Raw genomic sequence first — 25,236 nt, 5'->3', positions numbered from 1 at the left:
AAGCCCCGACCGAGCACCTTGGGAGGTTATTACTGGGTAATACCGAGCTTCTTGCAACCCTCGGCATATTCACCGGTGCAGACATCTTCGGGCTTCTGGATGCCCTTGTCGAAGATTTCCGCCTTGATGTTTTCGGCTGTGACAACGGCCGGCACGAAGAGTTCGGACGGCGTGTTATAGAGCGTCGTCTTGGCTTCGACAGTCTCGCCCTTGAGCAGCTTGACGGCAACGTTGGCCGCAGCGGCCGCCACGATTTCCGATGGCTTGGAGATCGTGTTGTACTGGTCGCCCGAGATAATGAGCTGGAGAGCCGCGATCGTTGCGTCGTTGCCGGTGACCGGCGGAACCGGGTTCACGCCCGCGGCCTTGAGGGCGGCGATTGCGCCACCGCCGGTGCCGTCATTGGCAGCAACCACGCCCTTGATGTCCGCGCCAAAGCGGGTGATCTGGCCGGCCGCCCATTCCTGTGCCTTGGGCGGCGCCCATTCCGGCGTGTCGAATTCGGCGAGCGTCTTGTAGCCTGAATCCTTCAGGCCGCGATGGATGCCGTCACGGATGAGGCCGGCGGCCGCATCGGTCGGAGAACCATTGATCTGCAGGACGCCTGCACCTTCGGCTAAGCCACTTGCCTTCAGATGATCGACAAGTGACTTGGCGATCGCATGGCCGATGCCCTCGTTGTCGAAGGAAACGTAATAATCGGCGGCCTTGTCCGGGATCGGACGGTCATAGGCGATGACCTTGACGTCCTGGGACTGGGCGATTTCAACGAGGGCGGCAGCGGCAGCGGAATCGACCGGATCCAGGACGATAACCTTGGCGCCTTGGGCGACAACCGAGTTGAACTGCTGTTGCTGAAGCGCGACGTCTCCATTGGCGTTTTGATAGATGACGGTGCAGGACGCGCACAGCTTCTCCATCTCCGCCTTGAAGCCCGGATAGTCGTGCTCTTCATAGCGCGTCGATGCCTGGTCGGGCATCAGGAAGGCGACGGTCGCCCCTTCCTGCGCGAGAGCAGAACCGGAAACCATTGCGGCGAGACCGACGGTTGTCAGCAGCATGGAACGAATTTTCATGTCTCATTCTCCTCCTTGAATGGAACAGCCTGCGTCGAGAGACTACCCCGGTTTTTCGCCTGCCACCCCCATCCCGCGTCGCCTGACTTCAGGACGCAGTTGATCGTCCGTCGCCGAACTGATCGGCGCCGCAAGACATGGGTAGTGGCTGAACGCCTCCCGGTCGACCCTCCACAGCCAACCTGTATCATCGATGGAGCACCCTTGCTCAATCGATGAAGCAAGAATTGCCACCTTCCCCGTTTAATGTCAAGTTGGGTTTAGCAGGAGGATTTCGTGAATCAACAACGTCCGCAGAAAAAGACAACGATCTACGATCTGGCGGAGCTCGCCGGAACGTCCGCCAGCGCCGTCAGTGCCGTGCTGAACGGCAACTGGAAGAAACGTCGGATCAGCACCCAGCTCGCCGAAAAGATCACTCGTATCGCCGAGGAACAGGGCTATGCCGTGAACATGCAGGCGAGCCTGCTGCGCCGCGACAAGTCAAAAATCATTGGGATGATCGTGCCGAAATACGACAATCGTTATTTCGGTTCGATCGTCGAGACCTTTGAAATCATGGCGCGCGAACGCGGGCTCTTCCCGATCATCACCTGCACGCTGCGAGACCCTAATCTGGAGGTGGAAGCGGCGCGGACCATGCTGTCCTACCAGGTCGAATGGCTGATTTCGACGGGCGCCACGGATCCGGATCGCATTACGGACATCTGTCAGGCGGCCGGCACGCGCAGTCTCAATCTCGACCTACCCGGCACAAAAGCTACCTCGATCATTTCGGACAATTTCGCCGGCGCGCGCGAACTGACGAGGCGAACGCTGATCAATGTTGAACGCAAGACAGGTGTGAAGTCGCCGCTGCTGTTCATCGGCGGGCGCGGCCGCGATCACAACACAGCCGAACGCATCCGGGGCTTCCGCAAGGCCCACCAGGATCTCGGTGTTACGGTTGAACAGGACCACATTCTGGCCTGCGGCTATGCGCCAGAAAAGGCTGCTCAGGCGTTGAGCGCGATGGCTGACAGCGAAGGCAGCGTGCCCCTCGGCATGTTCGTCAACTCGACCATTTCTCTCGAAGGCGTCATGCGTTGGATCAAGTCGTCGCCGCATTTCCGCGGCGCATCCCCTATCATCGGATGTTTCGACTGGGATCCGTTTGTCGCACTTCTCGGACACGATATCGAGATGGCGCGCCAGGATGTGGCGGGCATGTTGACGGCCGCCTTCGACATTGTCGAGAAGGGAACCAGCGACAGCCGAAAGCTGATCGAGATTCCGCCCATCTTTGCGTGAGCTGAGTATGTTGGCCAATCGGATCGATGAACAGGTCTGGAATACGAGGCGCGGACATCGGCACAGCACACATGACCGCGAAGGCTTGACGGTGGCGATGTCTGTGTTCAGGCTGGGGCGGCGGCAACATCTACGCCCGAAATGAAGGCGCAGAGCCGAATGCCGCCGCCTGCCGATGCCTACTCTAGTCCGCCTACTGCAACTAGATCGGAGCCCTTCCTATCGAAGCACCGCCATCGACTTGCAGCACCTGCCCGGTCATGAACGCGGAATCGTCGGAGAGCAGGAAGGCGATTGTCGCTGCAACTTCATCCGGGCGGCCGAAGCGGCGCATGGGGACACCCGCGAGATAACGCGCCTCTCCCTCGCTACCGGGCGCATTGTTCGCACGGAACAGTTCGGTCTCCGTCGGTCCTGGCGACACCGCGTTCGCCGTGATGCCGGTTGTGGCAAGTTCGAGCGCCCAGCTCCGGGTGAAGCTGACGAGAGCTGCCTTGGCTGCCGCATAGCTGGTCCGCTGGATGCTCCCAAGGACGGTCAGGCTCGAGATGTTGACGATCCGGCCCCAACCGCGCGACCGCATGCCGGGCAGAGCAGCCTGCACGGCAACGAGAGCAGGATGCAGATTGAGCCGCATGACGTCTTCGAGCGTCTCGACGGTGATGTTACCCAGTGGCTCCGCCCGGACAAGGCCGACATTGTTGACGATCCCATCGATGCCGCTCTCGCGGACGATGGCCGCAAGTTCCTCGCCGGCTGCCCGGTCTGAAAGATCGAGCTGATGCAGGCGGCCGGGAAACCCATCGGTCGCGTTGCGGGCGATGCCAATCACATCGTGACCCTTCTTGGCAAGGCGCTCTGCCAGGGCAAGACCGATGCCCTTGCTGGCACCAGTGATCAGAAATGTTCTTTTCATTGGGAAGTCCTCGACCCCGCTTCCAACGAAGCAGGGCCTTTTGGTGTGCATCGGATCAGGCGGCGGTGCTGTTTGCTGCTGCACGAAGCGCGGGCAACATGTCTTCCGGCTCGGGGCGGCGAGTGTAGTCCGGGTTGACCTCGGCATAGAGGATGATGCCATCCTGACCGACGACGTATCGGGCGGGCATCGGAAGGGTCCAGCTCGGATCGCCGTTGAAACCGGGAAGATCGTTCTTCAGCGACCTATAGAGCTCGATCAAATAGTCCGGCATCTCGAAGCGCAAGCCGAAGGCGGCTGCGACATCGTTGTGCGGGTCCGACAGGATCGGGAAGGTCAGGTTGTTCTGGCGCACCGACTTGCGGCTGTTGACCGGGTTCTGCGGCGATATGGCGACAAGCCTTGCGCCAAGCGCCTCGAACTGCGGCAGCGCTTCCTGCAGGGCCTGCAGCTCCATGTTACAGTAGGGGCACCAGACGCCGCGGTAAAAGCTGATCACCAGCGGGCCGTGGGCCAGAAGATCGGCGGACGAGACCGGATTGCCGTCCGGATCCGACAGCGTAAATTCCGGCAGGCGATCGCCGGCCTTGATTGCCTTCTGAGCCGCACCAGAGGCAACTAGCTCTGCGGTGGCGCGGTGCATCGTCTCGATGACCGAATAGGGAACGTTGTAAGGCGGCTTGCCGGCTTCAAAATCAGCCTTGAAAGCGTCGAGCTTGGTTTGCAAGGTCATGGTCATTGTCCTTTGATGGGAATTGGATGTGGGGCGAAGAGCGCGCCGGACTTCGCGATATGGGTTGAAGTCCGGCGATGGTCAGGGATGTGATCAGCCGTTGGCGGCCATGGAGCGGGCAACTTCGGCAGCGCTGATGCCTTCGAGCGCCAGGCCGTAGCCAGCACCTTCGTCAACGATGCGGCGCAGTTTCTGCGTCAGTGCGATACGGGTATAGCTCGACGTCAGCGGCGGAAGGGCGGCAATACCCTCGGCGATCTCATGGGCACGGGCAAGAAGCTTGTCTGCCGGCACGATCTCGTTGACCACGCCCCAGTCCTTGGCGGTTGCCGCATCGAGCACCTGGCGGGTCAAGATGAAGTAGCGTCCTCGAATGCTGCCGATCACTTCCGGCCAAAGCAGGTTGACACCATCACCGGGTACGATGCCGAAATCGAAATGCGGCTTGTCCTGGAAGACCGTCTCTGGCGTCGCGATAATGATATCGGTGAGCAGCGCATATTCCGAATGCAGCAGGACCGGGCCATTCAGCGCGGTGATCATCGGCACCTCGATGTCGAGGATGTTCATTAGAACTTTGCGACCCTCGCGAAAGATCTTGTCGTAGCCGCGGGGCGAGAAGAAATCGAAGCCTTCAGGGCTGATCGCGTCCATGAAGGCGTCACCGGAGCCCGTGAGGATGACGACGCGGTTGTCAATATCGGCGCCGATCTGGTGGAAGAGATCGACAAACTGCTCGTGGGTATGGCCATTGAAGACAAGCTTGCCGCCATCGGTGTGCAGCGCGACTTCGAGGACCCCGCTCGGCGTGCGTGTCAGGCGGGCGTTCGGGAAGCTGTTCTTGTAGGTGTCGAACTTCGACATGGTGGTTCTCCTGCGTGTCTGCGTTGATGTGGTGGATAAGGAAGATCAGGCGGCGGGCACGATTGCTTCAACGCGAGCAACGGCTTGCTGGACGGTTGGGCGTGCGGCTACGGTCTCGAACCAGCGGGAAAGGTTCGGGCGACCGTCGAGGGAAAGGCCGGGGAACTGCAGACGCCACATCCAGCCGAAATGGACGATGTCGGCGATCGTGAATTCCTCTCCGGCGATGAAGAACTGCGTGGCGAGCTTCGCATCAAGCAGGCCGAGGATGCGTTCGGCTTCAGTGGTAAAGCGGGCCTCGGCGATCGGCTGCGGCTGGGGCGACGAGCGCTTGAAGAAGCCTGCGTTGCCGAACGCAGGGCTCAAACCGGAGGCATGGAAGAAGAGTTGTTCGAAGACACGAGCCCGGCTATTTCCACTTTTCGGCAGCAGCCGGCCGGTCTTTTCCGCAAGGTAGACGAGGATGGCGGCACTCTCTGTGAGGACAAAACCCTCATCGACCAGAACCGGCACCTTGCCGTTCGGGTTGAGTGCAAGAAACGCCTCGGTCTTCTGCTCGCCCTTGCGAACATTCACCGGCTTCAACTCGTAGGGCACTCCCATCTCTTCGAGGGCGATCAGCACCTTGACGCTGTTCGGAGTGGCAAAGGCGTGGACTTCAATCATCGTTCATCTCCATCGGATCGCGTTCCGTTGAAAACAGTTATGACCATTCCTCCGAGCTTGCGGCAGGTCGCTCATAGCGATAATGCCTATTCCCAAGGAGAATAAGCGATGGACAGATTGCAAGCGATGGCCGCATTTGTGCGCGTGGTGGAAACGGGGTCGTTTTCCCAGGCTGCCCGGCAGATCGGCGTCGGTCAGCCGGCAATCTCGAAGACAATTGCGCAGTTGGAAGACCGTCTGCAGGTCCGTCTGCTCATCCGGTCGACACACGGCCTTTCGCCAACCGATGCCGGAGTTCGTTTCTACGAAAGGGCAAAAACCGCGATCCACGAGGCGGACGAGGCCGAGCTGGAAGCGAAGGGTGCTGGTGCAGGCCTATCTGGACGTCTTCGGGTCTGTGCGGCCACGACATTCGCACGCCTGATGGTCGTGCCGCGCCTGCCGGATTTCCTGGCGGCGAATCCCGAGTTGGAGGTCGACGTCATTCTCGACGACCGGGTGATCGATCTTGTTGCCGAGGGCATAGACATCGCACTGCGCATGGGAGAACTTGCCGACAGTGCCGCGGTCGCGCGCAAGATCGCCACCGGCCGCCGGTCTGTGGTAGCGACGCCCGCCTATCTCGAGCAACACGGCATTCCGCAGGTGCCGGCGGACATCGCCGCGCATCAGGCCGTGGTCTACACCCAGCTTGGGAATAGCTGGACGTTTCGCAAACATGGAACCGAAGCCTCGGTCGCCGTATCGGGACGAGTTCGTTTCACGGCCGCCGAGGGCATCCGCGCGGCTGTTAAGGTCGGCATGGGGTTGGCGGTGACATCTGACTGGATGTTCTGGCCGGAACTGCAGAGCGGCGAAGTCCTTCGCGTACTGGAGGACTGGGAGCTTCCCGACATAGACCTTTGGGCGGTTTTTCCGACAGGACGGCTGGCCAGTGCTAAGGCTCGGGCTTTCGCGGACTTCGTGGAAACGATTGTCGGCTGAGGCCATGCCTCTTCTATTGGCGAGCAGGTTAAGTGACGCTCTGCGAGGTAGTGTACGCTTGCCGGCAATCACGACTTCGATGACCGAGATGGAGGGCGCAAATCGGACAACCCTCATATCGCAAAAAAGCCCACACGCACGCCACTCACGCGTGCCATTGATTGGCCGTGGAGCACACTCGAAAGTGCTAAGCTTGCGCTGTTATCCGCAAGTTGGCTCGGCGGTCCCCACCATCGGAAACTCTCAGCTCTTCATTTTTAATGCGCCGATAAGGGCAAGCAGGGCCGGCGGCGTTTGTCGGCGGCTCGGATGGTAGAGATAGCAGCCTTGAAATTGCGGGCACCACTCATCGAGAACCTGTATCAAACGGCCGGAAGCAATATCTTCGGCAACATCGTCTTCCAACAGGTAGCCAAGGCCAGCCCCTGATCTGACTGCTGCGGCTGCGAGATCGCCGTCGTTGCCGACAAAGGAACCGGACGTCCTGACCTTGATCTCGCGGCCGTCGCGTTCGAACTCCCATGGAAGCAGTCCTCCGGAACTTGCAAGGCGATATCCAATACAGTTGTGGGCTTGCAGATCGGCAGGCGTTTCAGGCTTTGCATGACGCTCGAAATAGGAGGGTGTTGCGACCACAATGGTTCGAAGGTCCGGACCGACCCGCACGGCGATCATATCCTTGGCCACCGTGTCCCCGAATCGTATCCCGGCATCGAAGCCCTCGGCGACGATATCTGTCAGCCGATCATCTATATTCACTTCAACCTGAATGTCGGGATGGGCCAAAAGAAACGCGGGCAGCTTTGTCAAAAGCACGGTTTTCGCAGGGTATGAGAACGTTGTGATACGGACAGTGCCCGAAGGACTGTCACGCCATTCAGCAAGGGCCGCAAGCCCATCCTCAATTGAGGCGAATGCTGGCCTAATGGACTGCAGCAACCTATCACCTGCCTGAGTGGGAGAGACGCTGCGTGTCGTCCTTGCCAGCAGCCTGACCCCGAGTTTTGCTTCCAGCCCACGCATGGCATGGCTGAGCGCCGAAGGCGACATTCCGAGCGAGGCCGCAGCCCGCGTGAAGCTTCGCTCCCGCGCGATCGCCGCAAATACCAACAGATCGTTGAGCTCACCCCGTTCCATTGCTGCAAACTGCTCACAAGTACATGCGCCGCGCAATGGCTAATCGAGCGCCCAGCGACCAGATATGGTTTCAGCAGTGCTTTTCGAAACTTAATCAAGGAGTACAATGTGAACCTGACAAGCTATCGCACACTGGGCCGATCCGGTCTCATCGTCAGCCCGCTTGCTCTTGGAACAATGACTTTTGGTGCCGAGCGTTGGGGTGCAGGCACGAAAGCATCGCGCGAACTCTTCGACACCTATGTGGAGGCGGGGGGCAACTTCCTCGATACGGCTGATGTCTATTCAGGGGGAAGCAGCGAGGAGATGCTGGGGTCGTTCGTCGCCGACACCGGTCTTCGCGATAGGCTCGTGATCGCCACCAAGTCTGGTTTCGCCCGCGGCCAAGGAACACCCCTGCATGGTGGGAACGGAGCCAAGAATATCCGGCTTGGGATCGAAGGCTCGTTGAAGCGGCTGAAGACGGACTACATCGACATGTATTGGATGCACGTCTGGGATCGGACTACCCCTGCCGAAGAGGTGCTGCAAACACTGGTTGACGCTGTCCGGAGCGGTAAAATCCTGCACTATGGATTCTCCAATACGCCATCTTGGTACGTCGCAAAGGTAGCGACATTGGCCGCGGCTCACGGGCTTCCGGCGCCGATCGGGCTGCAATATGCCTATTCACTCGTTGATCGAGGTGTCGAACTCGACATTCTTCCGGCAGCAGCGGAGTTTGGGATGGGACTTGTTCCCTGGAGCCCCTTGGCAGCCGGACTGCTTACAGGCAAGTACCGCCGCGACATGATCGCTCAAGCTGGCGCGAGCGGCGGCCTTCCGGACAAGGCTGCGGCTAACGACGAGACCGAGAGCAACGGCCGACTGAACGGCGACAACCCATTTGGCGGCATGTTGTTCACCGAGCATAATTTCGACGTCGTCGATGTCGTCAGGCAGGTTGCCACAGAGCTTGAACAACCATTGGCGGCAGTGGCGCTTGCATGGCTGGTACAGCGTCCTGGCGTCGACACAATTCTGGTCGGCGCCAGTAGAGCCGAGCAGCTTTCGCAGAATGTGATATCGCTGGAGGTGGAACTGACATCTGACCAATTGGCGCGGCTCAATCAAATCAGCGCACCGCCGTCTTTCAACCCCTACTTTATCTTTGACTTGCCAACGCAGGTGATGTTTGGAGGGCAGACAGTCCAGCCCTGGGGCAAGTGAGATTCAGCACGTCCCCTGATTGATCTCAAATAGGGGACGTGCTCTGAGACGCATGTAACCATAGTGTCTGGTATTAGCAATTTACGGGAGCTGGCGAGCACACCGGCAGCTCGCAGGTGGACAGGACCGTTCCTTTAACGACTGACGTCAAGGCGCCAAGCCGACGCCCTGCCCTTCCTTTTCGCGGTAGGCACAAAGGCTTCACGGGTTTACTGTGGTGGGACCTCAAGGTGCTGTTTCATAAGCCAATCCCAAAGCGCCTGATCGTTTAAGGCGGCCCATTCGACTCCCGAGTGATCTACGCCCTCCAGCACACTCAAACGAGCGTTGCGCTTCAGACCCACAAGGCGCTCGAAAAGCACGACCGAATCCGACAATGGGATGACATCATCGTTCGTGCCGTGGAACACCCAGAAGGCCGCCTTTTCGTTTGTTCTGCTCAAATAGTGGCGATTCCCGCCGCCAGCGATCGGAACGACCGCTGCGAATTTCTCGGGGGACTGCTCTGCCATGGCCCAAGTGCCGAACCCGCCGCGGCTGAAACCCATGACATAGACCCGCGCGCGATCGACGCGATACTTCGACATGACCTCATCGAGTGCCGCCTCTACTTTTTCGATCGGATAAAGGAGTTCTTCACTTGGGTTCTGGGGCGAAAACACCAGGAAGGGAAATGTCTTTCCATCCTCGATTAATTTCGGGATGCCGCTCGATCTCACTTTCTCGATATCGGTCCCGCCCTGGTCGCCGCCGTGCAGCCACACAACAAGCGGATACGCTTTCTCGGACGACGAATAGCCTTCTGGTGTGTACATCAGATAGTTGAGATCATTCTCTATGCTTGTGCTTGATCTCTCCGCGGACTGCTCGGCATGCGTCACTCCCGCATTGCACATTCCCACTACGGCCGCAAAGACCAGCGCCACGATACCCCGTGTCATTCGATCACCTCCTCCGTGATGTTCGGCATATAAAAACATCAAATGGAACACCGGCACTAAAACTCAAGCTGACGGGAACAGAAAATACGGCTGGGGACCTCCTACGCTCGACCTCTTTTAGCGACCTTGCTTGGGTCGCTCTCCATGGATCACATCAGATTGGGAAGGCATCCGACAGCTGGTCGATCAAGCCCAACACGACGGTTCCAACCAAGGCCGCGACCATCCGCATTCGGCCAGAAGACCTCATGTGATCACGGATGCGCCCGGGGACGAGATCTATACCGCAAGAGTGAAGGTCGCCGCGGTCGAACTGGTCGAGGCTGAGAGCTTTGTCCATGGGACACTTGCCGATGGCAGAGACATCGTTTCCCGCGTTAGAGGTCGCTCGGGGATCGAGATAGACGAGAGGGTGCCGATCGCCGCGAATTCATCAAATTTGGCCTTCTTTGATGCGAATAGTGCGCGGCTCGATTTATGCTGTCTCAAATGAAGTTAAGCGGAGCCGTCCCCGGCCCCGCTTCAATCCGCACATGGCGGAATGATTTCCTCAAGGGTTTTGGCGCTCCCAGCCGCAATTTGTCAGCGGGATCGCATGGGCGTCAAAGATTGCTCATGTGAAGCTGCAAGAGTTCGTCATAGCAGGTCGGGTTCGCGGCAAGAACCGGATGCCCATTCAAGAACTCAGCACCACTTCCCGGGAAATCCAGGTTCTTGCCCCCGGCCTCGCGGACAAGGCAGAAGCCTGCCATGCAGTCCCAGGCGCGCATATGGGGCTCGTAATATCCAACCAGTCTGCCGGCTGCCACATAGGCCAGCATCAAGGCACCCGAACCGTTGCGGATGAAGTTACCACCTCGTTCCATCAGACCTGCGATGATCGCGCCGACGCGTTCCGGCGTGACATAGCTGTTGCAACCGATCCCCGTCATCGCATTCTGCAGGTTGCGGGACGGATCCAAGCGAAGTGGCTTGTCATTCAGCGTCGCGCCAAGGCCATGCGCGGAGGCATAGAGCTCGTCCGAACAAGGCACATGAATGACGCCAACAACCGGCTCTCCGTCGCACATGACCGCAACCGAGATACACCAGGTCGGCATGCCGTTCACAAAAGGCGCGGTGCCATCGATCGGATCAACGACCCAGGTGAAGCCGGAGGAGCCTTCGTCGTGTCCGAATTCTTCGCCCAGAAACCCGTCATTGGCGTAGGCGTCGGCCACTTGCTCCTTCAGAAAAGTCTCCACGTTTCGGTCGGCGATCGAAACCACGTCCTGCAGGTCGCGCTTCGTTTCGATCACCAGCGTGTCGCGGCGATTGAAATAGTCAAGCGCGATGGCTCCCGCTTGCGCCGCCAGCGTCTTGGCCAGCGCAAAACGCGTGGCGAGTGCCGTATCATTCACAGTCATTCTCTGGATCCTTGATCTTCTTGAAATTAATCAGCCGCTGATGACGGCAATGCCACGGTTCTTGAACGTTAGTGTGACGTCGCTTGTAGCAGCATGGGCGTGGTCGACGTCGTGATCGATGACGAAGAGTGTCCCGACATCCGTCTCAACCTCATATTCGACGTGACCGCCGAGGTAGGCCGAATGAAGGACGCGCCCCTTCAGGCCCTCTGTGCCGGCCGAGCCTATCCGGATGGCACCGGGGCGGACTGCGAGTTTGGCTGGGCCCTGGTTAGCTGTGGACCGCAAGCGATGATCGAGATTGCTGACGCGCACCAGGACTTCCCCGCCATCGGACTGCACGACCTCGCAGGGCAGCACATTCGCCTCCCCCATGAAGTCGGCGATGAAAGGCGAGGCCGGCGCTTCGTAGAGTTCACGCGGTGCACCCGACTGAGCGATCTCGCCATCCTTCATCACGATGATCCGGTCGGAAACGGCAAGCGCCTCGTCCTGGTCATGGGTGACATAGACGGCGGTGAAACCGAGACGTTGCTGGAGGTCGCGGATCTCTGTCCGGACACGCCGCCTCAAGCGTGCATCGAGATTAGAGAGCGGCTCGTCCAGCAGCAGCACTTGCGGCTCCAGCACCAGGGCACGGGCAACAGCGACACGCTGCTGCTGGCCGCCTGACAGTTCTGCCGGCAGACGATGGCCCATGCCGGCAAGCCCGACCAGCTTGAGGCCCTCCTCGGCCTTCTCGCGCGCTTCCTTCTTGCCCAAGCCGGATGACTGTAGGCCATAGGCGACGTTTTCGAGCGAGGTCATATGCGGAAAGAGAGCATAGGACTGAAATACCATGGAGACATCGCGCTCGTTGGCCGGCAGCATGGTCACATCCTTGCCGCCGATCAGGATCTTTCCGGAGGTCGGGTGCTCCAGCCCCGCCAGCATACGCAGTGTCGTGGTCTTTCCACAGCCGGAGGGGCCGAGCAGGGTCACCAAAGTGCCGGGCTCGATGGTGAGGGAAAGATCGTGGATGGCGGTGAAGGCGCCGAAGGTCTTGCGGACATTCTGAAAGGTAACGGATCCGGCTTTGACGGTGATCATGCGGTTTTCTCCTGACCGAGAGGAACGGAACGAGTATCGCCTAGACCGGCAACACGATTTTCGCGGCGCAGTTTGCGTTCGCCGACAAGGAGCTGGAAACCACCGATGACCGTGATCATCACGACGATCAGCATCGAGGAATAGGCAATCGCCACGCCGTATTCGCCATTTTCGACAAGGCCGACAATGTAGGAGGTTGCCATATTGTGTTCGGCGCTGACGAGGAAGATGACGGCGCTGATCGAGGTGATGGCTCGCACGAACGAATAGACGAGTGCTGCCGTGATTGCGGGCCGCAGGAGCGGAAGGATGATCTTGCGCACCGTGCGGAAGCTGTTGGCTCGAAGCGTCAGCGAGGCCTCGTCCAGGCTCTTGTCGAGCTGGCTCATCGCCGCGATCCCGCCGCGCACGCCGACGGGCATGTTGCGGAAGACGAAGCAGGCGATCAGGATCAAGGCTGAGCCGGTCATTTCGAGCGGCGGCAGGTTGAAGGCCATGATGTAGCTGACGCCAATAACCGTGCCCGGGATGGCGAAGCTCATCATCAGGGCGAACTCGAAGAGGTTCCGGCCAGCGAACTTCTGGCGCACGATGATGTAGGCAGTCAGAAGTCCGACGGCGGCAGTGAGCGGTGCCGAGATCAGCGCGATTTCCATGGTCGTCCAGAAGGAATTCCAGGCAACGCCCGTCCAGGCGATCGAGCCATTCTGGATGCTGACGGAAAACGCGCGTGCGTAGTGTTCGAGCGTCAGCGTGTTGTCCAGGCCCCAGGTGGTCACGAAGCCACCGACGAGGATCATGCCGTAGACGACGACGGTGAAGATCATCCACGGGACGACAAGAGCATGCACGCCGATCGAGATGCCACGCGGCAGGGCAATATGAGCGCCGCTGTCTCCCTTACCGGTGACGGTTGCAAAATTCTTGCCCGACAACCACAGGCGCTGGGCGAGAAAGGCCGACAGCGTGAAGAAGAGGAGGACCAGCGCCAGTACGGCTGCCCGTGACGGATCGTTCTGCGAGCCGACCACGGCGAAGAAAATCTCTGTCGAGAGCACGCCATTGCTGCCGCCGAGTACCAGTGGATTGCCGAAGTCGGCCATGCTCTCGATGAAGCCGATTAGAAATGCATTGGCAAGACCGGGCTTCATCAGAGGCAGGGATACCCGCCAGAAGGTGCGCCAGCGGTTGGCCCTCAGCGTCTGCGACGCCTCTTCCATCGACGGGCTGACACCTTCGACGACACCGATCAGGACGAGAAAAGAAATTGGCGTGAAAGACAGGACCTGTGCAATCCAGATGCCGGTCAAGCCATAGAGCCAGCGGCCAGGCTCGATGCCGAAGAGGCTTGATAGACTTTCGGTGACCACGCCGGCGCGACCGAAGAGAAGAACGAGCGCAAGCCCGATGACGAAGGGTGGCGTGATAATCGGCAGGACAGTGAGAAGGCGCAGGCCCTTCTTGAAAGGAAAGCGGGTGCGTGTTGCCACCAGAGCGAAGGAGAGGCCCAGCAATGTGGAGGCGGACGCCGTCATGATGGCGAGCGTGAAAGTGCGCCAGGCGACACCACATCGCCCGTCACCCACCAGGCAGCTCAGGCTCCAGATGCCGGGATCCTGCATATTGCGGATGAAATCATCTGGCTTGAAGGAGCCATCGAAATCCTGGACCGCAGCGACGAGCATGCTGCCGATTGGGTAAAAGACGAAAACGAAAACGAGAAACACAAGCAGCGAGATCGAACCGACGACGAAGGCATCGCCCTTCATCACGCCGCGCTCGACCAGACCGAAGGCGAACATGAGGACAAAGACGATCGCCATGGTCACGGCGCCGGCACCCATGGATGGTTGGCCGTCGGAGAGCGGCCCGAAGAGGGTTTCGCTGATCCCCCAGGTCCAGCCGGAAAAGCCGACCGCAAGCCCCTGCAGGCAGAGATAGACCAGGCCGGCGGCACCGGCGGCCGAAAAGAAAGCTCCACGGCGCATCGGGTCGGCAATGAAGCGTGCTGCAACACCAAGACTGAAGAAGAAAACGACCCCGAGGAGCCAGAGGCGGCCGTGACCCAAAAGCTGCAGAAAGCCCGGCGCGGTGTCCTCTGTGGAGGGAAAATCACCGAGCCAGCCGAGGCCGAAGAAGCCCGTTTCCAGCCTGTACCAGGGAAGCAGAATGAAGCTCGCGGCTCCAAAGGCCAGCAACAGGTCCAGTCTGCGGTTGCCATGTCTCATGGTCGACCTCATTCGTAGATTCGCAGGAAGAGAGATGGACCGGCGATCCGGAGACCGCCGGCGGAAAGGGACAAGCGTCAGTTGGCGACGGCGCCGATCTCACGATCCCAGCGCTCGAGCAGCGCCTTGCGCTTGTCCGGGTCGCCGTAGGTCTTGAAATCATAGTGGATGAGCTTGATATCCTCGAAGCGAGGAGCCTCCTTGGGGATCTCGGCGCTCTTGTTCGACGGAAGCTGGAAGGATTTGGCATCCTTCATGCGCGACTGGACATCCGGCTTCAGCGACCAGTCGTACCAGGTCTTGGCATTCTCCATGTTCCGGGCGCCCTTGACGATCGACATCGAGCCGATCTCGTAACCAGTGCCTTCGCAAGGTGCGATCGACTTGACCGGGAAACCCTCGGCCGTCTGGGCGACAGCGTCATGCATGAAGACGATGCCGAGACCGGTCTCTCCACGGGCAGCAGCCTTGACCGGTGCGGATCCGGACTTGGTGTATTGCGCGATGTTCGCATTGAGCGCCTTCAGGTATTCGAAGGCCTTGTCTTCACCCATGATCTGTACGAGCGATGCGAGAGCCGTGTAGGCTGTCCCGGACGAATTGGGATTGGCCACCTGGATCTCTCCCTTCAGCTCGGGTGCCAATAGATCAGCCCAGCAGACCGGTTCCTTATAGCCCTTCTGCTTGAAGATCTCGGTGTTGTAGCCCCAGCCGAGCGCACCGGCATAGACGCCGACGGTCTTGAAGCCCGAGCTTTCGGCCTGGCTCTTTGCCCAATCCTGCAACTGGTCCAACATCGGCGACTTGTACTCTTCCGTCAGCCCTTCGGAAGCGGCCTGGAGATGGGGGTCGCCAGTGCCGGCCCACCACAGGTCGGTCTTGGGGTTGCGCGCTTCGGCACGGATCTTGGCATAAGCTTCGCCCGAGGACATGCGGACCATGTTGACCTTGATGTCGTGGGCTTTTTCGAAATCGCCCTGCATCTGTTCGCAGATGACGACGTCGGCCGCGCAAATGAGGTTGAGCTCACCGGCGGCCAGGGCCGAGCCGGCAGACAAGCTCGTGCCGGCGAAGAGTAGAGTGGATAGAAGTGTCAGTCGCATGGGTATCCTCCTGTTGCTTGCGTCTGATGGAAGTCGAATACGATGGACAAGCCTTCGGCGGCGGCGCCGAGAAGGCGCCGTTTCAGCGGCGGTCCGGATGTTGAAAAATCAGTTGGTCGGGTTGATCTCGCTATCGAAACGGCTCAGCAGCCGACTTCGCTGTTCGGGTGAACCAAAGGTGGCAAAATCATAGTCCACCATCTTGATCATCGAGATGTCGGGAGCGGCAGGCGGCAGCATGGCCTTTGCGTTGGATGGGACCTGGTTCTGGCCGGCCGCTGCACCGGTTGCCTGCCCTTCGGGGCTTAGCGCAAAATCGACGAAGCGGCGCGCCTCTTCCAGATTGCGGCTGCCCTTGACGATGCTGACCGCTCCGATTTCGTAGCCGGTGCCCTCGCAGGGCGCCACGATCATGAGGGGAGCGCCCGCCTCCTTCTGGGTGACGGCATCATGCATGAAGGAGATGCCGATCGTGATCTCTCCCCTGCCCGCAGCCTTGACCGGCTCGGCACCGGCCTTGGTGTATTCTGTAATGTTGCGGCCAAGCTCACGCATATAGGCGAAGGCTTCATCCTCGCCGAGCAATTGCACGAGTGTCACAAGCGTCGTGAAGGCAGTGCCCGAGGAATGCGGGTTGCCGGACAGGATATGGCCGCGATAGATCGGCTTGGCGAGATCCTTCCAGCAGTTGGGTGCCGGTAACCCTGCAGCCGAAAGAAGATCCGCGTTGTAGGCGAAGCCGAGCGCACCGGCATAGAGGCCGACGGATGTGCCGCCAGACAGAGAGAAGAAGTTTCGCGCCCAGGGCAGAAGGTCAGCTTCCTGTTTGGGACGATGGGGCTCCAGGAGGCCTTCATAAGCGGCCTGCAGGTGCGTGACCCCGGTGCCACCCAACCAGACATCGACGGTCGGCGCATCCTTCTCGGCCCGTACGTAGTCGAGTATCTCACCGGTGCTCATCCGCGGCATGTTGACCGCAAGGCCGGTTTTGGCCTCGTAGGTCTTCTCCATGACGGCGCACCAGACTTCGTCTACACCGCAGAGAATGTTCAGCGTGTCTGCTGCCCGGGAGCCCGGAGCCGTGGCGAAGGTCACAAGTACCCCGGCGCCGATGGCGGTCAATAACTTCACGTCGTCCTCCCCTGGAACCTCCCCGTTCCAATGAATGAAGCATGTCCGTATCTGTTCGGGCTGGCAACCCGAAGAATGGTTACTGATCTTTCACCGCGACGTCGTCACCCGTTGCAGAGATTGCAAATGTTACAATTGTGACGCTTGCCGATAACCACCAAGTCTTTTGCGTTTTCGGCCTGCCCGGTTATGATGCCGACGGGAGGACTGCAACGTGTTGAACCAGAAGGTAAAAATTCTGATCGTCGAGGACGATCCGGATATGGCGGAGCTTATCTGTGACCTGGTGGAGGCAGAAGGCTGGATCCCGCTGACGGCACCATCCGCCGAGGCCGCGCAAGAGCGATTGCAACACGAGACTGTTCAACTTGTTCTGGTTGATCACAATCTGCCCGGTCTGTCGGGACGCGCCTTCGCGCAGCGTCTGAGAGCTCAGACCGATGTCGGCATCGTTATGGTAACGGCAGCAGGCAGCGCGACCGATCGGGTGCTGGGACTGGAGACGGCAGCGGACGACTATGTCGTTAAACCGTTCGAACCGAATGAGCTTACCGCACGGATCAAGGCGGTTCTCCGTCGCACCCATCCGCAACTGCGCCAAGACAGGGAGGGCGAACGCGAACAGACGCCGACAGCGCTCAGGCTCGGTGAATGGGCCGTCGATCTCGGTCAACGCCGGGCCGTTTGCCTCACCGATCCGACAAAGACGCTGACGTCAGCAGAGTTTGCCCTGCTCGAGATCCTTGCCGAAACGCCGAACAACCCCGTCAGCCGCGCCCAGATTCTCGACCGGATGGGAGCCGACTCCGATCGATTCGTCGATCGAAACGTCGATGTTCTGGTCCTGCGCCTCAGGCGCAAGATCGAGCGAAACCCCGATCTTCCCCGCCATATTCAGACGCGACGCGGCAAAGGCTATGTGCTCCACACAGACGACGCCGGATCATTGCCTTGATCAACCGCGCCTTCTTCTCCTCCATCGCCTTTCGATTGCCCTTCGCAATCGCCTTCATCTGCGTTTCTGTTCTGCTCCTATCGACCGTCGCCATCTATGGTCTGCAGAGGGCGCGCAGTGAAATGTCAGCCTACAGCGTGCAAGCCTTCTCGAGTCTCGCCAAGGTCTCGCTCGTATCACGGCAGGTCTCAGACCTCGTTTCAAGCGCACCATTCCTGATGAATGCCACGTCCCCCTACCGCGTTTCGAGCGAAAGTCGCGCCGTGGTCGCCCAGGTGGAAACGCTTCTTCAAACCATGGCGCCGGATAAGCCAGGCTCTGCCATGCAAGGCACCGGCGCGCACCGGATCATCAAACTGCTTGAGAGCATCAAGTCCCAGACACTGGCACTTGCGGCAAATGCCGATGCCGCACAAATGCACAAGGCTGAAGCGGCCGTAGCACTCGGAGAGATAGCGACCGCTCGCGCCATTCAGGATCAGGAACTACGGCAGCGTCTGAATGACATCGCACAATCAGCCTCCACGTCGGACAGCCTCTTCCAGCTCGGTGAACTTCAACGGCGCTTCGTCGCCGAAACCTCCGCACGCATGCTGGTGCCAGGCCCCAATCTGCGGGTCTCACCCGCACAGCTTGACCCCTATCGGAGGATCTTCGAGGCACAGACACGCTATCTCCTGGAAATGTTCACGATCCGCGCATCCGTCTCGCGCCTGCATACCGTATCGCGGGATCTCTCGCACGCGACGGAAACCCAGTCGGAGGTGGTTGCCAGCGCGCTGAACCGGAACCTCGAATCGACGTCCAGCGCCTTGCGCCAGTTGCTCGTCATGATCGTGCTGGCATCCCTCGCCGTCGTCATCCTGGCAATCCTCTCTATCCGCTCGGTAATTCGGGTCTCGCACGGGATCGGAGACCTCTCGCGGGGCATGAATGCGCTGGCACGCGGAGAAGAAAATGTAGGGCCGCCTGTCTACGCCGGGACCGAAACCGAGTTGATCCGGTTGCTCGATGCCTTTCGCGCCTTCAAGGAGAGCGTGGATCGGGTGTCTCGCTTGAGGAGAACCGCAGAAGCGGCCGCGCGCACAATCCGTTCAACGTTTCGCACCATGAACGAAGGCATTGCCCTGTTCGATCCGGCGGGCCGACCCATCACCATGAACCGTCGCATCGTCGAACTAATGAGGCAGACGGGCTCGTCGCGAAAGATGCCTCTGCGCCGTTTTGTCGGGACGGTGCCCGAGATCGATCCGCGGATGATGCCCACCGAAGACGAAATCGGCTCACTCCAAGAGCGAAATGTGCTCCGTCATCGGTTTCCCGATGACCAGGTCGTGGAGATCTCCGCTTCACGGCAACCGGACGGCGGTGTGGTCTTGCTTGCTCGTGACGTAACGGCCATGGATCGGCAGGAGGTGGAGGCGGCCCGTGCCCAGCGCCTCGACGTGGTGATGCGCATGACGCATCAGGTAAGCCACGAGGTCGGCAATATGATCGGCATCATCACCGGCAGTCTTGGTCTGCTGGAACGCGAACCTGGCTTCACAGAACGACAAAAGCGACACTTGGGGCGCATACGAAAGGCAGCGGAACGCGGACGGGCACTCGCCTCCAGCATGTTGTCCGTCGGCAGCCAGCAGCAAATACGACCAGCCGCGATCGAGGTCGCCACGATCCTTCACGGCATGGCTGATGTGCTGGAAATGGCAATTGGCGTCCGCAATCGGCTAGAGCTGGACCTTACCGCTAATCTGCCAACCGTCAACCTCGACCCTGCGCTGCTCGAGCAGTCCATCCTGAACCTCTGTCTGAACGCCTCAGCAGCCATGCCGGACGGTGGGACGATCCGAGTGGAAGCGCTAGGGACTGCCGAAACCGTAATCATCGCCGTTATCGACGAAGGTGTCGGTATGTCACCTGAAGTCCTAGATCAGGCAATGGAGCCTTACTTTACCACGCGCTCGAAAACTGGTGGCTCAGGTCTCGGTCTCGCAATGGTCTACGGGTTCATCCGCCAGTCTGGTGGTGAAGTCAGGATCACCTCTCGCCTAGGGGAAGGCACGCGCGTGGAGCTTTGTTTTCCTGCAATCGAAGTCGGATATGACGCCATATCAGGCTGAACAAGAGCGGATCCGAGCTAGTCGTTGAAGGCCTATGGCCTTTGCCACCCAAGTGAGTATCACCGCAAACTTGACCACGATGAGCGGTAATTTTTACCGCTTGGGAGCCACTCCTACAAGACAATTCTTGTTGTCGATGGCTCGAACGAACCGAAAGCCGCTACGCCCTGGATATCACTCGATATAGCCGAGCAACGTCCGCTTATTGGCGCCAAAGCTATTGGGGGAACGACCGAAATACGGGCATGTATGGCCGCCAAGAAGGTCTGAAAAGGCGTGGGCACTCAGCATGTCGTCCTCGCTGAGAATCTCTGCCACGCGGCGATGGCCGCGCTCTCGTGCGGCGGACAGGGCTGCCTTCAGTTCGTTGTCCGGTTCGCCAGCCTCTTCGACCGGAAACGCACCTGATGGCCAGCCTTCTGGCTCAGTTGCACCGCCTTGGTAAATTGATTGAGCAACGCTTTTTCGAAATCGGCCTTGCGGGGCAGCTTCATCGATAGCGCGATATTTGGAGTATCGCTTGCCAACGTTTTCGTGACGGGCATGACAATCCCCCTTTCGAAATCAACGTAGGCAAGTTCCGTCAGTTCGTTAAGCTCGTTAAGTTGGTAAACACAGTCAACCGCCGTATCTAGACTAGCGTGTTCCACACCGCAGGCTAACGATCAACGCTAGCTTCAGTCCGCAGCCACCTCCCAATGATCATCCGGATTAAAGGTTTCGATCTCGGCCGCCATAGTTTCCGTCATTTCTCCCAAGTCTGCCTGGTACACTGTCCCATTCGCATTCACCGTGAACGTATGAACGCCAGTCTCACCGTACCGGATCGGCCATGCGACCAGCGCAAATCCGGCGATCATATTGTCGTTGATCACGTAGTCGAATTTGCCGCCCGCAATGTTCGGTCCCTGGCTTTCGATGATCCGGTAGCGATAGCCGTAGTAGCCCTCGCCGGCCTTAGCCTTGTCGAGTGCAGCACTCTCCTCCAGGGCATTGCCGGCAGGGCTCTCGCCCTCGCCGAGGTCCGGCGACCAGTAAAGGCCATCCGTCTTGCCTTCGCTGCTGATCAGCCTGCGGGCATATTCCAGCACGCCGTCCTCGTCATGGTCGGCGGCGGCATATTCCCTCTGGGCATCGACATAGGCGCGCATCGTCGCGATCGTATGCAATTCGTTCTCGCCGATACGGCGGTTGAGGATCTCCTCAAACCCGGCATAGGTATCGAACGACCATTTGCCGTCATTCCCCTTCACCACCGGGAAAGGCAGCGGCCACAGCTTGTTACCGATCTCGACGATCTTGCGGCCATCGACATCCTGCACGAGCACCTTGATTTTCGCGCCGTCGCGGATCTCGGCATAGGTCTCCATCACGCCCTCGTCCGCCTTCGTCTTGGCGGCGTCGAGACCGAGCAGGGCCGCGAACGTGTCGAAGTGGTCGGCTGCGAGAGCCGCCTTGAAGGCATCGATGGCCTGCTCCGGCGTATCGAATGCGGGCGGGTCGGTCGGCGCTGCAAAGGCGGAGATAGTCGAGGCGTCCGACGGCTCGGCAGCACCCGCAATGACCGGGCCGACCAATAGCACGGCAGCGAACACCGAACCCAGGAGCATGTTTCTGGCTGACATTGTCATGGCTGTCTTCCTTGTTCAGGGGGTCATCGACGACGACCGCCGCCACGAGGGATCTGCCGATTGCCGCCGCGATTGCCGCCGCTCATGGCCTGCTTTCCGCGATTGGACTGAATCTGCGTGCGCCTGCCGCTGTCCACATTTCCCAGCGCCGAGGGTTTTCTCGCCCGATTGTCGACCCTTGTTGCGGGTTTCGCCTTTGCCACCGGGCGCTCGGCATTCGGTCGCTGCTTGACGTTTCCGGCAGCCTTGGTCGGCCTTGCTTCCGGTTTCCGGTTCTGAGCCGCCTGAGCCGCTTTCCTTTCAGGTTTATTGCGGTTGATCCTGTCGGCATCGATCTTGCTCTTGCGGACGTCGTTGACGCTGATGCTGCCCGGCTTGTTTCTGATGTTGGTCGCGCGATCGTTGCCGATGACATTCGCCTTGTTGCGGTTGCCGTTCGCTTCGATGTTGTTGCGGAAGGTGGTTCGGTCGATATTGTTGAACTGGTTCTTATCGAACTTGATCTTGCTGCGATCGACGTTCTTCCAGTCGAGGTCGTTGATGTTGACCTTGCCGTTGATGTTGTTGAAGCAGTTGTTGCAGTCGATATCGACATTGCCGTTCCAGCGCCCGCCCGCGACGCCCCAGCGATTCCAGTCGACGGCGGCGACCCATATCGCCCCCGTCACCACGCCGGCAAAGAAGGTCGCAGTCGGGTAGTAGTAGCTCGGATAGGGCTCCGGATAGTAGGCGATCGGGGCCGCGACGTAGCCGGGCTGATAGAGCATCTCCGGCTGGTATTGCGGAACGTAGATCTTCTCCGGGTTTGCAGCCACAATAACGACATTGTCGTTTTCCTGGCTGACTTTGATCTTGTCGTCGCTCTTGATGATGCCGTCTGCGACCGCCTTGTCGCGCAGCTGCTGGATTGCGATCAGCACATCCTTCTGCTGGTACGACAGCGCTTCTCCAAGCGACTGCGTCCAGTCCAGGTCGTCGCTCATCATCGTGACGATCTGCGGATAGTTGAGAAGCGATACGATACTGCCGTCCCACGTGGGTTTCGGCTTCAGCTTGGGGTTCTTTTTGAATTGCTCAAGAAAGCGTGCAGCCTCTACGACCTGCAGAGGGTAGAGCGAGGCCGACGTCACTAGCGCGACGAGTTCGTCCGGATAAAGCGCGACCCGAGCAACGAGGATTTCGAGTTCTTCGTCAGTCAGAGGCGCTGGCGTGTCTTCGTCTGTTACGGCAGGAGCGACCGTTGTCGCATCCTGGGCGAATGCCGACCACGAGCGGTAGCGGTCATTTGGTATTCCTGCAAACGACAGGCAAAGGCCCGTGGCGACTATTAGTTGAAACCGTCCAGCCATTGCAAATGCTCCTTGTCCGGCAGGCGATCTTAAGATTCGTAAATTGTAAAAGGCCTGCTAGGTTCAGATCAATTTTCCAGGATATCACCAAGTCTGCCCATCGAAACTACACGCGGAAAACGCAAAGTATGTTACCGAAACTCAAATATTCAAGCGATATATTACGCTACCGACAAGCTACGACCAAGCAATTGCATTCCCAAGCGTGTTCCAATGATTGGATCGGATTTCAGAATCTCGGCGCAACACTATAAGCTTTCAGTGGCACTAGCAGTTTGCATAGGCCGGCAACTCTTGCCGTGAAACGATGGTCGAGATCGTCCGACTCAACGGTTTGCAGCGGCAGGTGCCCCGTTCTGCTTTGCCAAAGCCTGCTGGGCGGCAGCGACGATCTCCCCGCTCCTTTCGCCGCCACGACCCTAAACTGGCGGAAACGCAGCCCTGATATCGTTGTCGTAGACCGCTTGGCTGATCATCATCAGTGCCGGCCCTGCAACATGAACTGTTCTCCGCGAATTGTGGTAAATTTCATTCACAGGATCAGGCCGGAATCCTCCATAATGTCGATGCCCCGTATCTTGAACGGTTCGATGGTTATCGGGGCGAGTTCCGGGTCGATGAGCAGTTCCTGCCCGATTCTCTTGATGATCTTCCGCGCCTTGTTGCGTCGGTGTCATAGCCAACAGCACCGTCAGCTTCTCGATAAACCTCGTAGACCTTCGTTTGTAGACAGGCCGTGTATCAAACTATCTAAAGAGATATTAGACCGCACGGGGTTTGTCTGAGCTCTAAAGTCCGCACCAGTTCGAGGAGGCGAAGGCCGTGCCGGTGGACGATTTTGATCCTTCGCTACTCTCCGGAACAAGATTCCCAGTTCCACCAGTACCTCGGCAAATTGGCCAAGCATAAAAGTGAGACGCGTGCGGAACCCATGACTGACGTTCGAAAAATGTCCTTTGGCCCGATCGATTTCTGCCAGGGTCGCTTGCCTACCTGACTGATCGTCAACGGCACATACTGAGCCAAATCGACGAACTCTTGCCGTGACACTGTTCGCTCGCCTCGGGTCCGAACGGCGGCAACGGGTAGAGCTGGCCCAAGACTGGACCAGAGCACGTCTTGCGTATCCCCCTGGACATTTCTGCACTCCGGGCGAGCTCCCCTTGACGACCACCATGCGGTATCGCAAGTTCGAGCAGTATTTCAAAGGGGGGCGACATGGCTGATAAAATCCACGGCTTTTTACCGGCTACGGCCGAAATGCCAACGAACCGTCAGCGACTTATTATCCGCTATCTCTTCGGAGTTCTGATCGACCTCGTGGTTCTTGGCCTGTTCGCTGAATTTTCGGATAGCGTAACAGTAGCATCTTTCAGTTGGTCACTGCTAGCAGCCATCCTTTTGCAGGCCCTTTTAAAAGCGACGATTGCCATCGAACATCATGTCGCCATGTTCTTCAACGCAAGGCAAGGTGCGTTCATGAAGATCATGCGGTTCGTCGGCGCATGGCTGGTGCTGTTCCTATCCAAATTCGTGATTCTGGAGGCAATCGCCTTTGTGTTCGGGGATAGGGTTCGCTTCGATGGCGTGCTGCACGGCGTGGTGACACTTATCATCGTCGTAACCGTTATGGTCGTCGCCGAAGAAGTAATCGTGCGACTGGTCAGATGGGTCCGTTGAAACGGACCTTGGTTGAGCCAAAAGCAAAGCCGGAATGGTGCATCGTTGCCATTTTGCTTCACGGCCGGCGGCGTTGATACCGAACGCCGCAATAAAAAACGTTGAGCCGAGGCTTGCGCTGAGACGAGGCGGCTGATCTCATAAACTGCAGGGGTCTCAACAAAGACTTCGCCTCTCAGCAGCTGCGGAAGAACCGATGGAAGGCTCGTTGGCCGCAGAGTTGAGATAATTCTGCATGTAGCAATGACAACGGCGTCTATTTTCACGAAGAGATTGCGCGGTATCTCCCTCAAAAGCGTCGTATTCCATGGCATCGAAGCAGTTCACCTGCCAGCGAAGGCGATCATGGAACACAGACTTCCTGAGCTTGGAAATACCACTTGGGTCATGCGAACGGATACGATGTGACGACTTGGTGTGAACTGAAATATTCACTTTTTGTCCTCCCAATTTAGTCACTCGTAATTTGTGAGGTAGGATCTGATCGCGCGACACCTGTGAGAACAGACAGGTATCGTGCGTTGAGACAATGCATTCAAAGCGACGGCGCCCTGTAGCCGGCGCTAGGACGTGTAAAGCTCCGCCCGGTCCATTGTTGACATGAGGAGATTGGCGGGTTCTTGGATAAATGAAACACGGGTTTGGAGGCCTGCCTCGCCGATCGGGCCTAACTGATCCATCCTGCATTGGTGCGATCACCGAGGAACATCGGCCCGTGTTACGTCGCC

General features: G+C 58.9%; 23 protein-coding genes. 7 read left to right on the top strand and 16 right to left on the bottom strand.

Annotation, left to right across the window (positions count from 1 at the left end):
* Positions 1–29 precede the first annotated feature (29 nt).
* Positions 30–1,031, bottom strand: a complete 1,002-nt coding sequence (locus LQ231_RS23410) for a sugar ABC transporter substrate-binding protein (RefSeq protein ID WP_230175047.1) — start codon at positions 1,029–1,031, stop codon at positions 30–32.
* 321 nt (positions 1,032–1,352) lie between these two features.
* Between LQ231_RS23410 and LQ231_RS23405 the strand changes: the two genes are divergently transcribed.
* Positions 1,353–2,366, top strand: a complete 1,014-nt coding sequence (locus LQ231_RS23405; protein ID WP_230174324.1) for a LacI family DNA-binding transcriptional regulator — start codon at positions 1,353–1,355, stop codon at positions 2,364–2,366.
* 202 nt (positions 2,367–2,568) lie between these two features.
* Here LQ231_RS23405 and LQ231_RS23400 read toward each other — a convergent pair whose 3' ends face one another.
* From LQ231_RS23400 to LQ231_RS23385, 4 genes are all read right to left on the bottom strand, one after another.
* Positions 2,569–3,282, bottom strand: coding sequence for an SDR family oxidoreductase (locus LQ231_RS23400; RefSeq protein ID WP_230174322.1), 714 nt, complete (start codon positions 3,280–3,282; stop codon positions 2,569–2,571).
* Between the two features lie 55 nt (positions 3,283–3,337).
* Positions 3,338–4,015 carry a peroxiredoxin-like family protein gene (locus tag LQ231_RS23395; protein WP_230174320.1) on the bottom strand — a complete coding sequence of 226 codons (678 nt, stop codon included), beginning with the start codon at positions 4,013–4,015 and terminating at the stop codon, positions 3,338–3,340.
* Positions 4,016–4,108: 93 nt separating this feature from the next.
* Entirely contained in the window at positions 4,109–4,879 is a 771-nt protein-coding gene (locus LQ231_RS23390; RefSeq protein WP_230174318.1) for an enoyl-CoA hydratase/isomerase family protein, read from the bottom strand.
* A 45-nt stretch (positions 4,880–4,924) separates the two neighbouring features.
* Positions 4,925–5,545, bottom strand: a complete 621-nt coding sequence (locus tag LQ231_RS23385; protein WP_230174315.1) for a glutathione S-transferase family protein — start codon at positions 5,543–5,545, stop codon at positions 4,925–4,927.
* Between the two features lie 108 nt (positions 5,546–5,653).
* On the opposite strand from LQ231_RS23385, the gene LQ231_RS23380 reads away from it, so the two are divergent.
* Positions 5,654–6,529, top strand: coding sequence for a LysR family transcriptional regulator (locus LQ231_RS23380; protein WP_230174313.1), 876 nt, complete (start codon positions 5,654–5,656; stop codon positions 6,527–6,529).
* 243 nt (positions 6,530–6,772) lie between these two features.
* Here LQ231_RS23380 and LQ231_RS23375 read toward each other — a convergent pair whose 3' ends face one another.
* A complete protein-coding gene (locus tag LQ231_RS23375) occupies positions 6,773–7,666 on the bottom strand; it encodes a LysR family transcriptional regulator (RefSeq protein ID WP_230174311.1) in 894 nt (297 codons plus the stop codon).
* 108 nt (positions 7,667–7,774) lie between these two features.
* Here LQ231_RS23375 and LQ231_RS23370 point away from each other — a divergent pair, with 108 nt between their 5' ends.
* Positions 7,775–8,875, top strand: coding sequence for an aldo/keto reductase (locus LQ231_RS23370; protein WP_230174310.1), 1,101 nt, complete (start codon positions 7,775–7,777; stop codon positions 8,873–8,875).
* A 209-nt stretch (positions 8,876–9,084) separates the two neighbouring features.
* Here the strand turns inward: LQ231_RS23370 and LQ231_RS23365 are convergent, their stop codons facing one another.
* A complete protein-coding gene (locus tag LQ231_RS23365; protein ID WP_230174309.1) occupies positions 9,085–9,816 on the bottom strand; it encodes a prolyl oligopeptidase family serine peptidase in 732 nt (243 codons plus the stop codon).
* Between the two features lie 250 nt (positions 9,817–10,066).
* Here LQ231_RS23365 and LQ231_RS23360 point away from each other — a divergent pair, with 250 nt between their 5' ends.
* Positions 10,067–10,309 (top strand): TOBE domain-containing protein, encoded by a 243-nt coding sequence (locus LQ231_RS23360; protein ID WP_230174308.1) that lies wholly within the window; start codon positions 10,067–10,069, stop codon positions 10,307–10,309.
* Positions 10,310–10,418: 109 nt separating this feature from the next.
* Here LQ231_RS23360 and LQ231_RS23355 read toward each other — a convergent pair whose 3' ends face one another.
* The 5 genes from LQ231_RS23355 to LQ231_RS23335 all read right to left on the bottom strand — a co-directional run bounded on the left by LQ231_RS23355 (position 10,419) and on the right by LQ231_RS23335 (position 16,737).
* Entirely contained in the window at positions 10,419–11,222 is an 804-nt protein-coding gene (locus LQ231_RS23355; protein WP_230174307.1) for an inositol monophosphatase, read from the bottom strand.
* A gap of 30 nt (positions 11,223–11,252) precedes the next feature.
* A complete protein-coding gene (locus LQ231_RS23350; protein ID WP_230174306.1) occupies positions 11,253–12,311 on the bottom strand; it encodes an ABC transporter ATP-binding protein in 1,059 nt (352 codons plus the stop codon).
* Positions 12,308–14,539 (bottom strand): iron ABC transporter permease, encoded by a 2,232-nt coding sequence (locus LQ231_RS23345; RefSeq protein ID WP_230174305.1) that lies wholly within the window; start codon positions 14,537–14,539, stop codon positions 12,308–12,310. The genes LQ231_RS23350 and LQ231_RS23345 overlap by 4 nt, the downstream gene beginning before the upstream one ends.
* Before the next feature lie 77 nt (positions 14,540–14,616).
* On the bottom strand, positions 14,617–15,642 hold the full coding sequence (locus LQ231_RS23340; protein WP_230174304.1) for an ABC transporter substrate-binding protein: 1,026 nt from the start codon (positions 15,640–15,642) through the stop codon (positions 14,617–14,619).
* 108 nt (positions 15,643–15,750) lie between these two features.
* Positions 15,751–16,737 (bottom strand): ABC transporter substrate-binding protein, encoded by a 987-nt coding sequence (locus LQ231_RS23335; RefSeq protein WP_162742551.1) that lies wholly within the window; start codon positions 16,735–16,737, stop codon positions 15,751–15,753.
* Positions 16,738–16,987: 250 nt separating this feature from the next.
* On the opposite strand from LQ231_RS23335, the gene LQ231_RS23330 reads away from it, so the two are divergent.
* Positions 16,988–17,728: a response regulator transcription factor gene (locus LQ231_RS23330; protein ID WP_230174302.1), complete on the top strand. Its 741-nt coding sequence runs from the start codon at positions 16,988–16,990 to the stop codon at positions 17,726–17,728.
* Complete coding sequence (locus LQ231_RS23325; protein ID WP_230174300.1) at positions 17,725–19,848, top strand: ATP-binding protein; 2,124 nt, start codon at positions 17,725–17,727, stop codon at positions 19,846–19,848. The genes LQ231_RS23330 and LQ231_RS23325 overlap by 4 nt, the downstream gene beginning before the upstream one ends.
* A gap of 359 nt (positions 19,849–20,207) precedes the next feature.
* On the opposite strand, the gene LQ231_RS23320 is transcribed toward LQ231_RS23325, so the two are convergent.
* The 3 genes from LQ231_RS23320 to LQ231_RS23310 form a co-directional block, all read right to left on the bottom strand.
* Positions 20,208–20,393, bottom strand: coding sequence for a hypothetical protein (locus tag LQ231_RS23320; protein WP_230174299.1), 186 nt, complete (start codon positions 20,391–20,393; stop codon positions 20,208–20,210).
* Positions 20,394–20,525: 132 nt separating this feature from the next.
* The gene (locus tag LQ231_RS23315; RefSeq protein WP_230174298.1) at positions 20,526–21,479 is read right to left on the bottom strand and encodes a DUF2950 domain-containing protein; all 954 of its coding nucleotides are present in this window, start codon (positions 21,477–21,479) and stop codon (positions 20,526–20,528) included.
* Between the two features lie 23 nt (positions 21,480–21,502).
* Positions 21,503–22,828 (bottom strand): DUF3300 domain-containing protein, encoded by a 1,326-nt coding sequence (locus LQ231_RS23310; protein WP_230174297.1) that lies wholly within the window; start codon positions 22,826–22,828, stop codon positions 21,503–21,505.
* Positions 22,829–24,046: 1,218 nt separating this feature from the next.
* Here LQ231_RS23310 and LQ231_RS23305 point away from each other — a divergent pair.
* Positions 24,047–24,508: a hypothetical protein gene (locus LQ231_RS23305; RefSeq protein ID WP_230174296.1), complete on the top strand. Its 462-nt coding sequence runs from the start codon at positions 24,047–24,049 to the stop codon at positions 24,506–24,508.
* Positions 24,509–24,664: 156 nt separating this feature from the next.
* Here LQ231_RS23305 and LQ231_RS27325 read toward each other — a convergent pair whose 3' ends face one another.
* On the bottom strand, positions 24,665–25,195 hold the full coding sequence (locus tag LQ231_RS27325) for an acyl-homoserine-lactone synthase (RefSeq protein ID WP_356637341.1): 531 nt from the start codon (positions 25,193–25,195) through the stop codon (positions 24,665–24,667).
* Between the last annotated feature and the right edge of the window lie 41 nt (positions 25,196–25,236).

The sequence above is a fragment of the Rhizobium sp. CECT 9324 genome (assembly GCF_918741265.1).
Taxonomy (GTDB): domain Bacteria; phylum Pseudomonadota; class Alphaproteobacteria; order Rhizobiales; family Rhizobiaceae; genus Allorhizobium.
The sequence above is the reverse complement of the archived record's forward strand: the minus strand, read 5'-3'. Positions and strand labels throughout refer to the sequence as shown.

Excerpts from the sequence above, each read along its gene's own strand:
- LQ231_RS23410 (WP_230175047.1), bottom strand. The coding sequence starts at position 1,031 with ATGGTTTCCGGTTCTGCTCTCGCGCAGGAAGGGGCGACCGTCGCCTTC.
- LQ231_RS23400 (WP_230174322.1), bottom strand. The coding sequence starts at position 3,282 with ATGAAAAGAACATTTCTGATCACTGGTGCCAGCAAGGGCATCGGTCTT.
- LQ231_RS23395 (WP_230174320.1), bottom strand. The coding sequence starts at position 4,015 with ATGACCTTGCAAACCAAGCTCGACGCTTTCAAGGCTGATTTTGAAGCC.
- LQ231_RS23390 (WP_230174318.1), bottom strand. The coding sequence starts at position 4,879 with ATGTCGAAGTTCGACACCTACAAGAACAGCTTCCCGAACGCCCGCCTG.
- LQ231_RS23385 (WP_230174315.1), bottom strand. The coding sequence starts at position 5,545 with ATGATTGAAGTCCACGCCTTTGCCACTCCGAACAGCGTCAAGGTGCTG.
- LQ231_RS23380 (WP_230174313.1), top strand. The coding sequence starts at position 5,654 with ATGGACAGATTGCAAGCGATGGCCGCATTTGTGCGCGTGGTGGAAACG.
- LQ231_RS23375 (WP_230174311.1), bottom strand. The coding sequence starts at position 7,666 with ATGGAACGGGGTGAGCTCAACGATCTGTTGGTATTTGCGGCGATCGCG.
- LQ231_RS23365 (WP_230174309.1), bottom strand. The coding sequence starts at position 9,816 with ATGACACGGGGTATCGTGGCGCTGGTCTTTGCGGCCGTAGTGGGAATG.
- LQ231_RS23355 (WP_230174307.1), bottom strand. The coding sequence starts at position 11,222 with ATGACTGTGAATGATACGGCACTCGCCACGCGTTTTGCGCTGGCCAAG.
- LQ231_RS23350 (WP_230174306.1), bottom strand. The coding sequence starts at position 12,311 with ATGATCACCGTCAAAGCCGGATCCGTTACCTTTCAGAATGTCCGCAAG.
- LQ231_RS23345 (WP_230174305.1), bottom strand. The coding sequence starts at position 14,539 with ATGAGACATGGCAACCGCAGACTGGACCTGTTGCTGGCCTTTGGAGCC.
- LQ231_RS23340 (WP_230174304.1), bottom strand. The coding sequence starts at position 15,642 with ATGCGACTGACACTTCTATCCACTCTACTCTTCGCCGGCACGAGCTTG.
- LQ231_RS23320 (WP_230174299.1), bottom strand. The coding sequence starts at position 20,393 with ATGCCCGTCACGAAAACGTTGGCAAGCGATACTCCAAATATCGCGCTA.
- LQ231_RS23315 (WP_230174298.1), bottom strand. The coding sequence starts at position 21,479 with ATGACAATGTCAGCCAGAAACATGCTCCTGGGTTCGGTGTTCGCTGCC.
- LQ231_RS23310 (WP_230174297.1), bottom strand. The coding sequence starts at position 22,828 with ATGGCTGGACGGTTTCAACTAATAGTCGCCACGGGCCTTTGCCTGTCG.
- LQ231_RS23305 (WP_230174296.1), top strand. The coding sequence starts at position 24,047 with ATGGCTGATAAAATCCACGGCTTTTTACCGGCTACGGCCGAAATGCCA.
- LQ231_RS27325 (WP_356637341.1), bottom strand. The coding sequence starts at position 25,195 with ATGCAGGATGGATCAGTTAGGCCCGATCGGCGAGGCAGGCCTCCAAAC.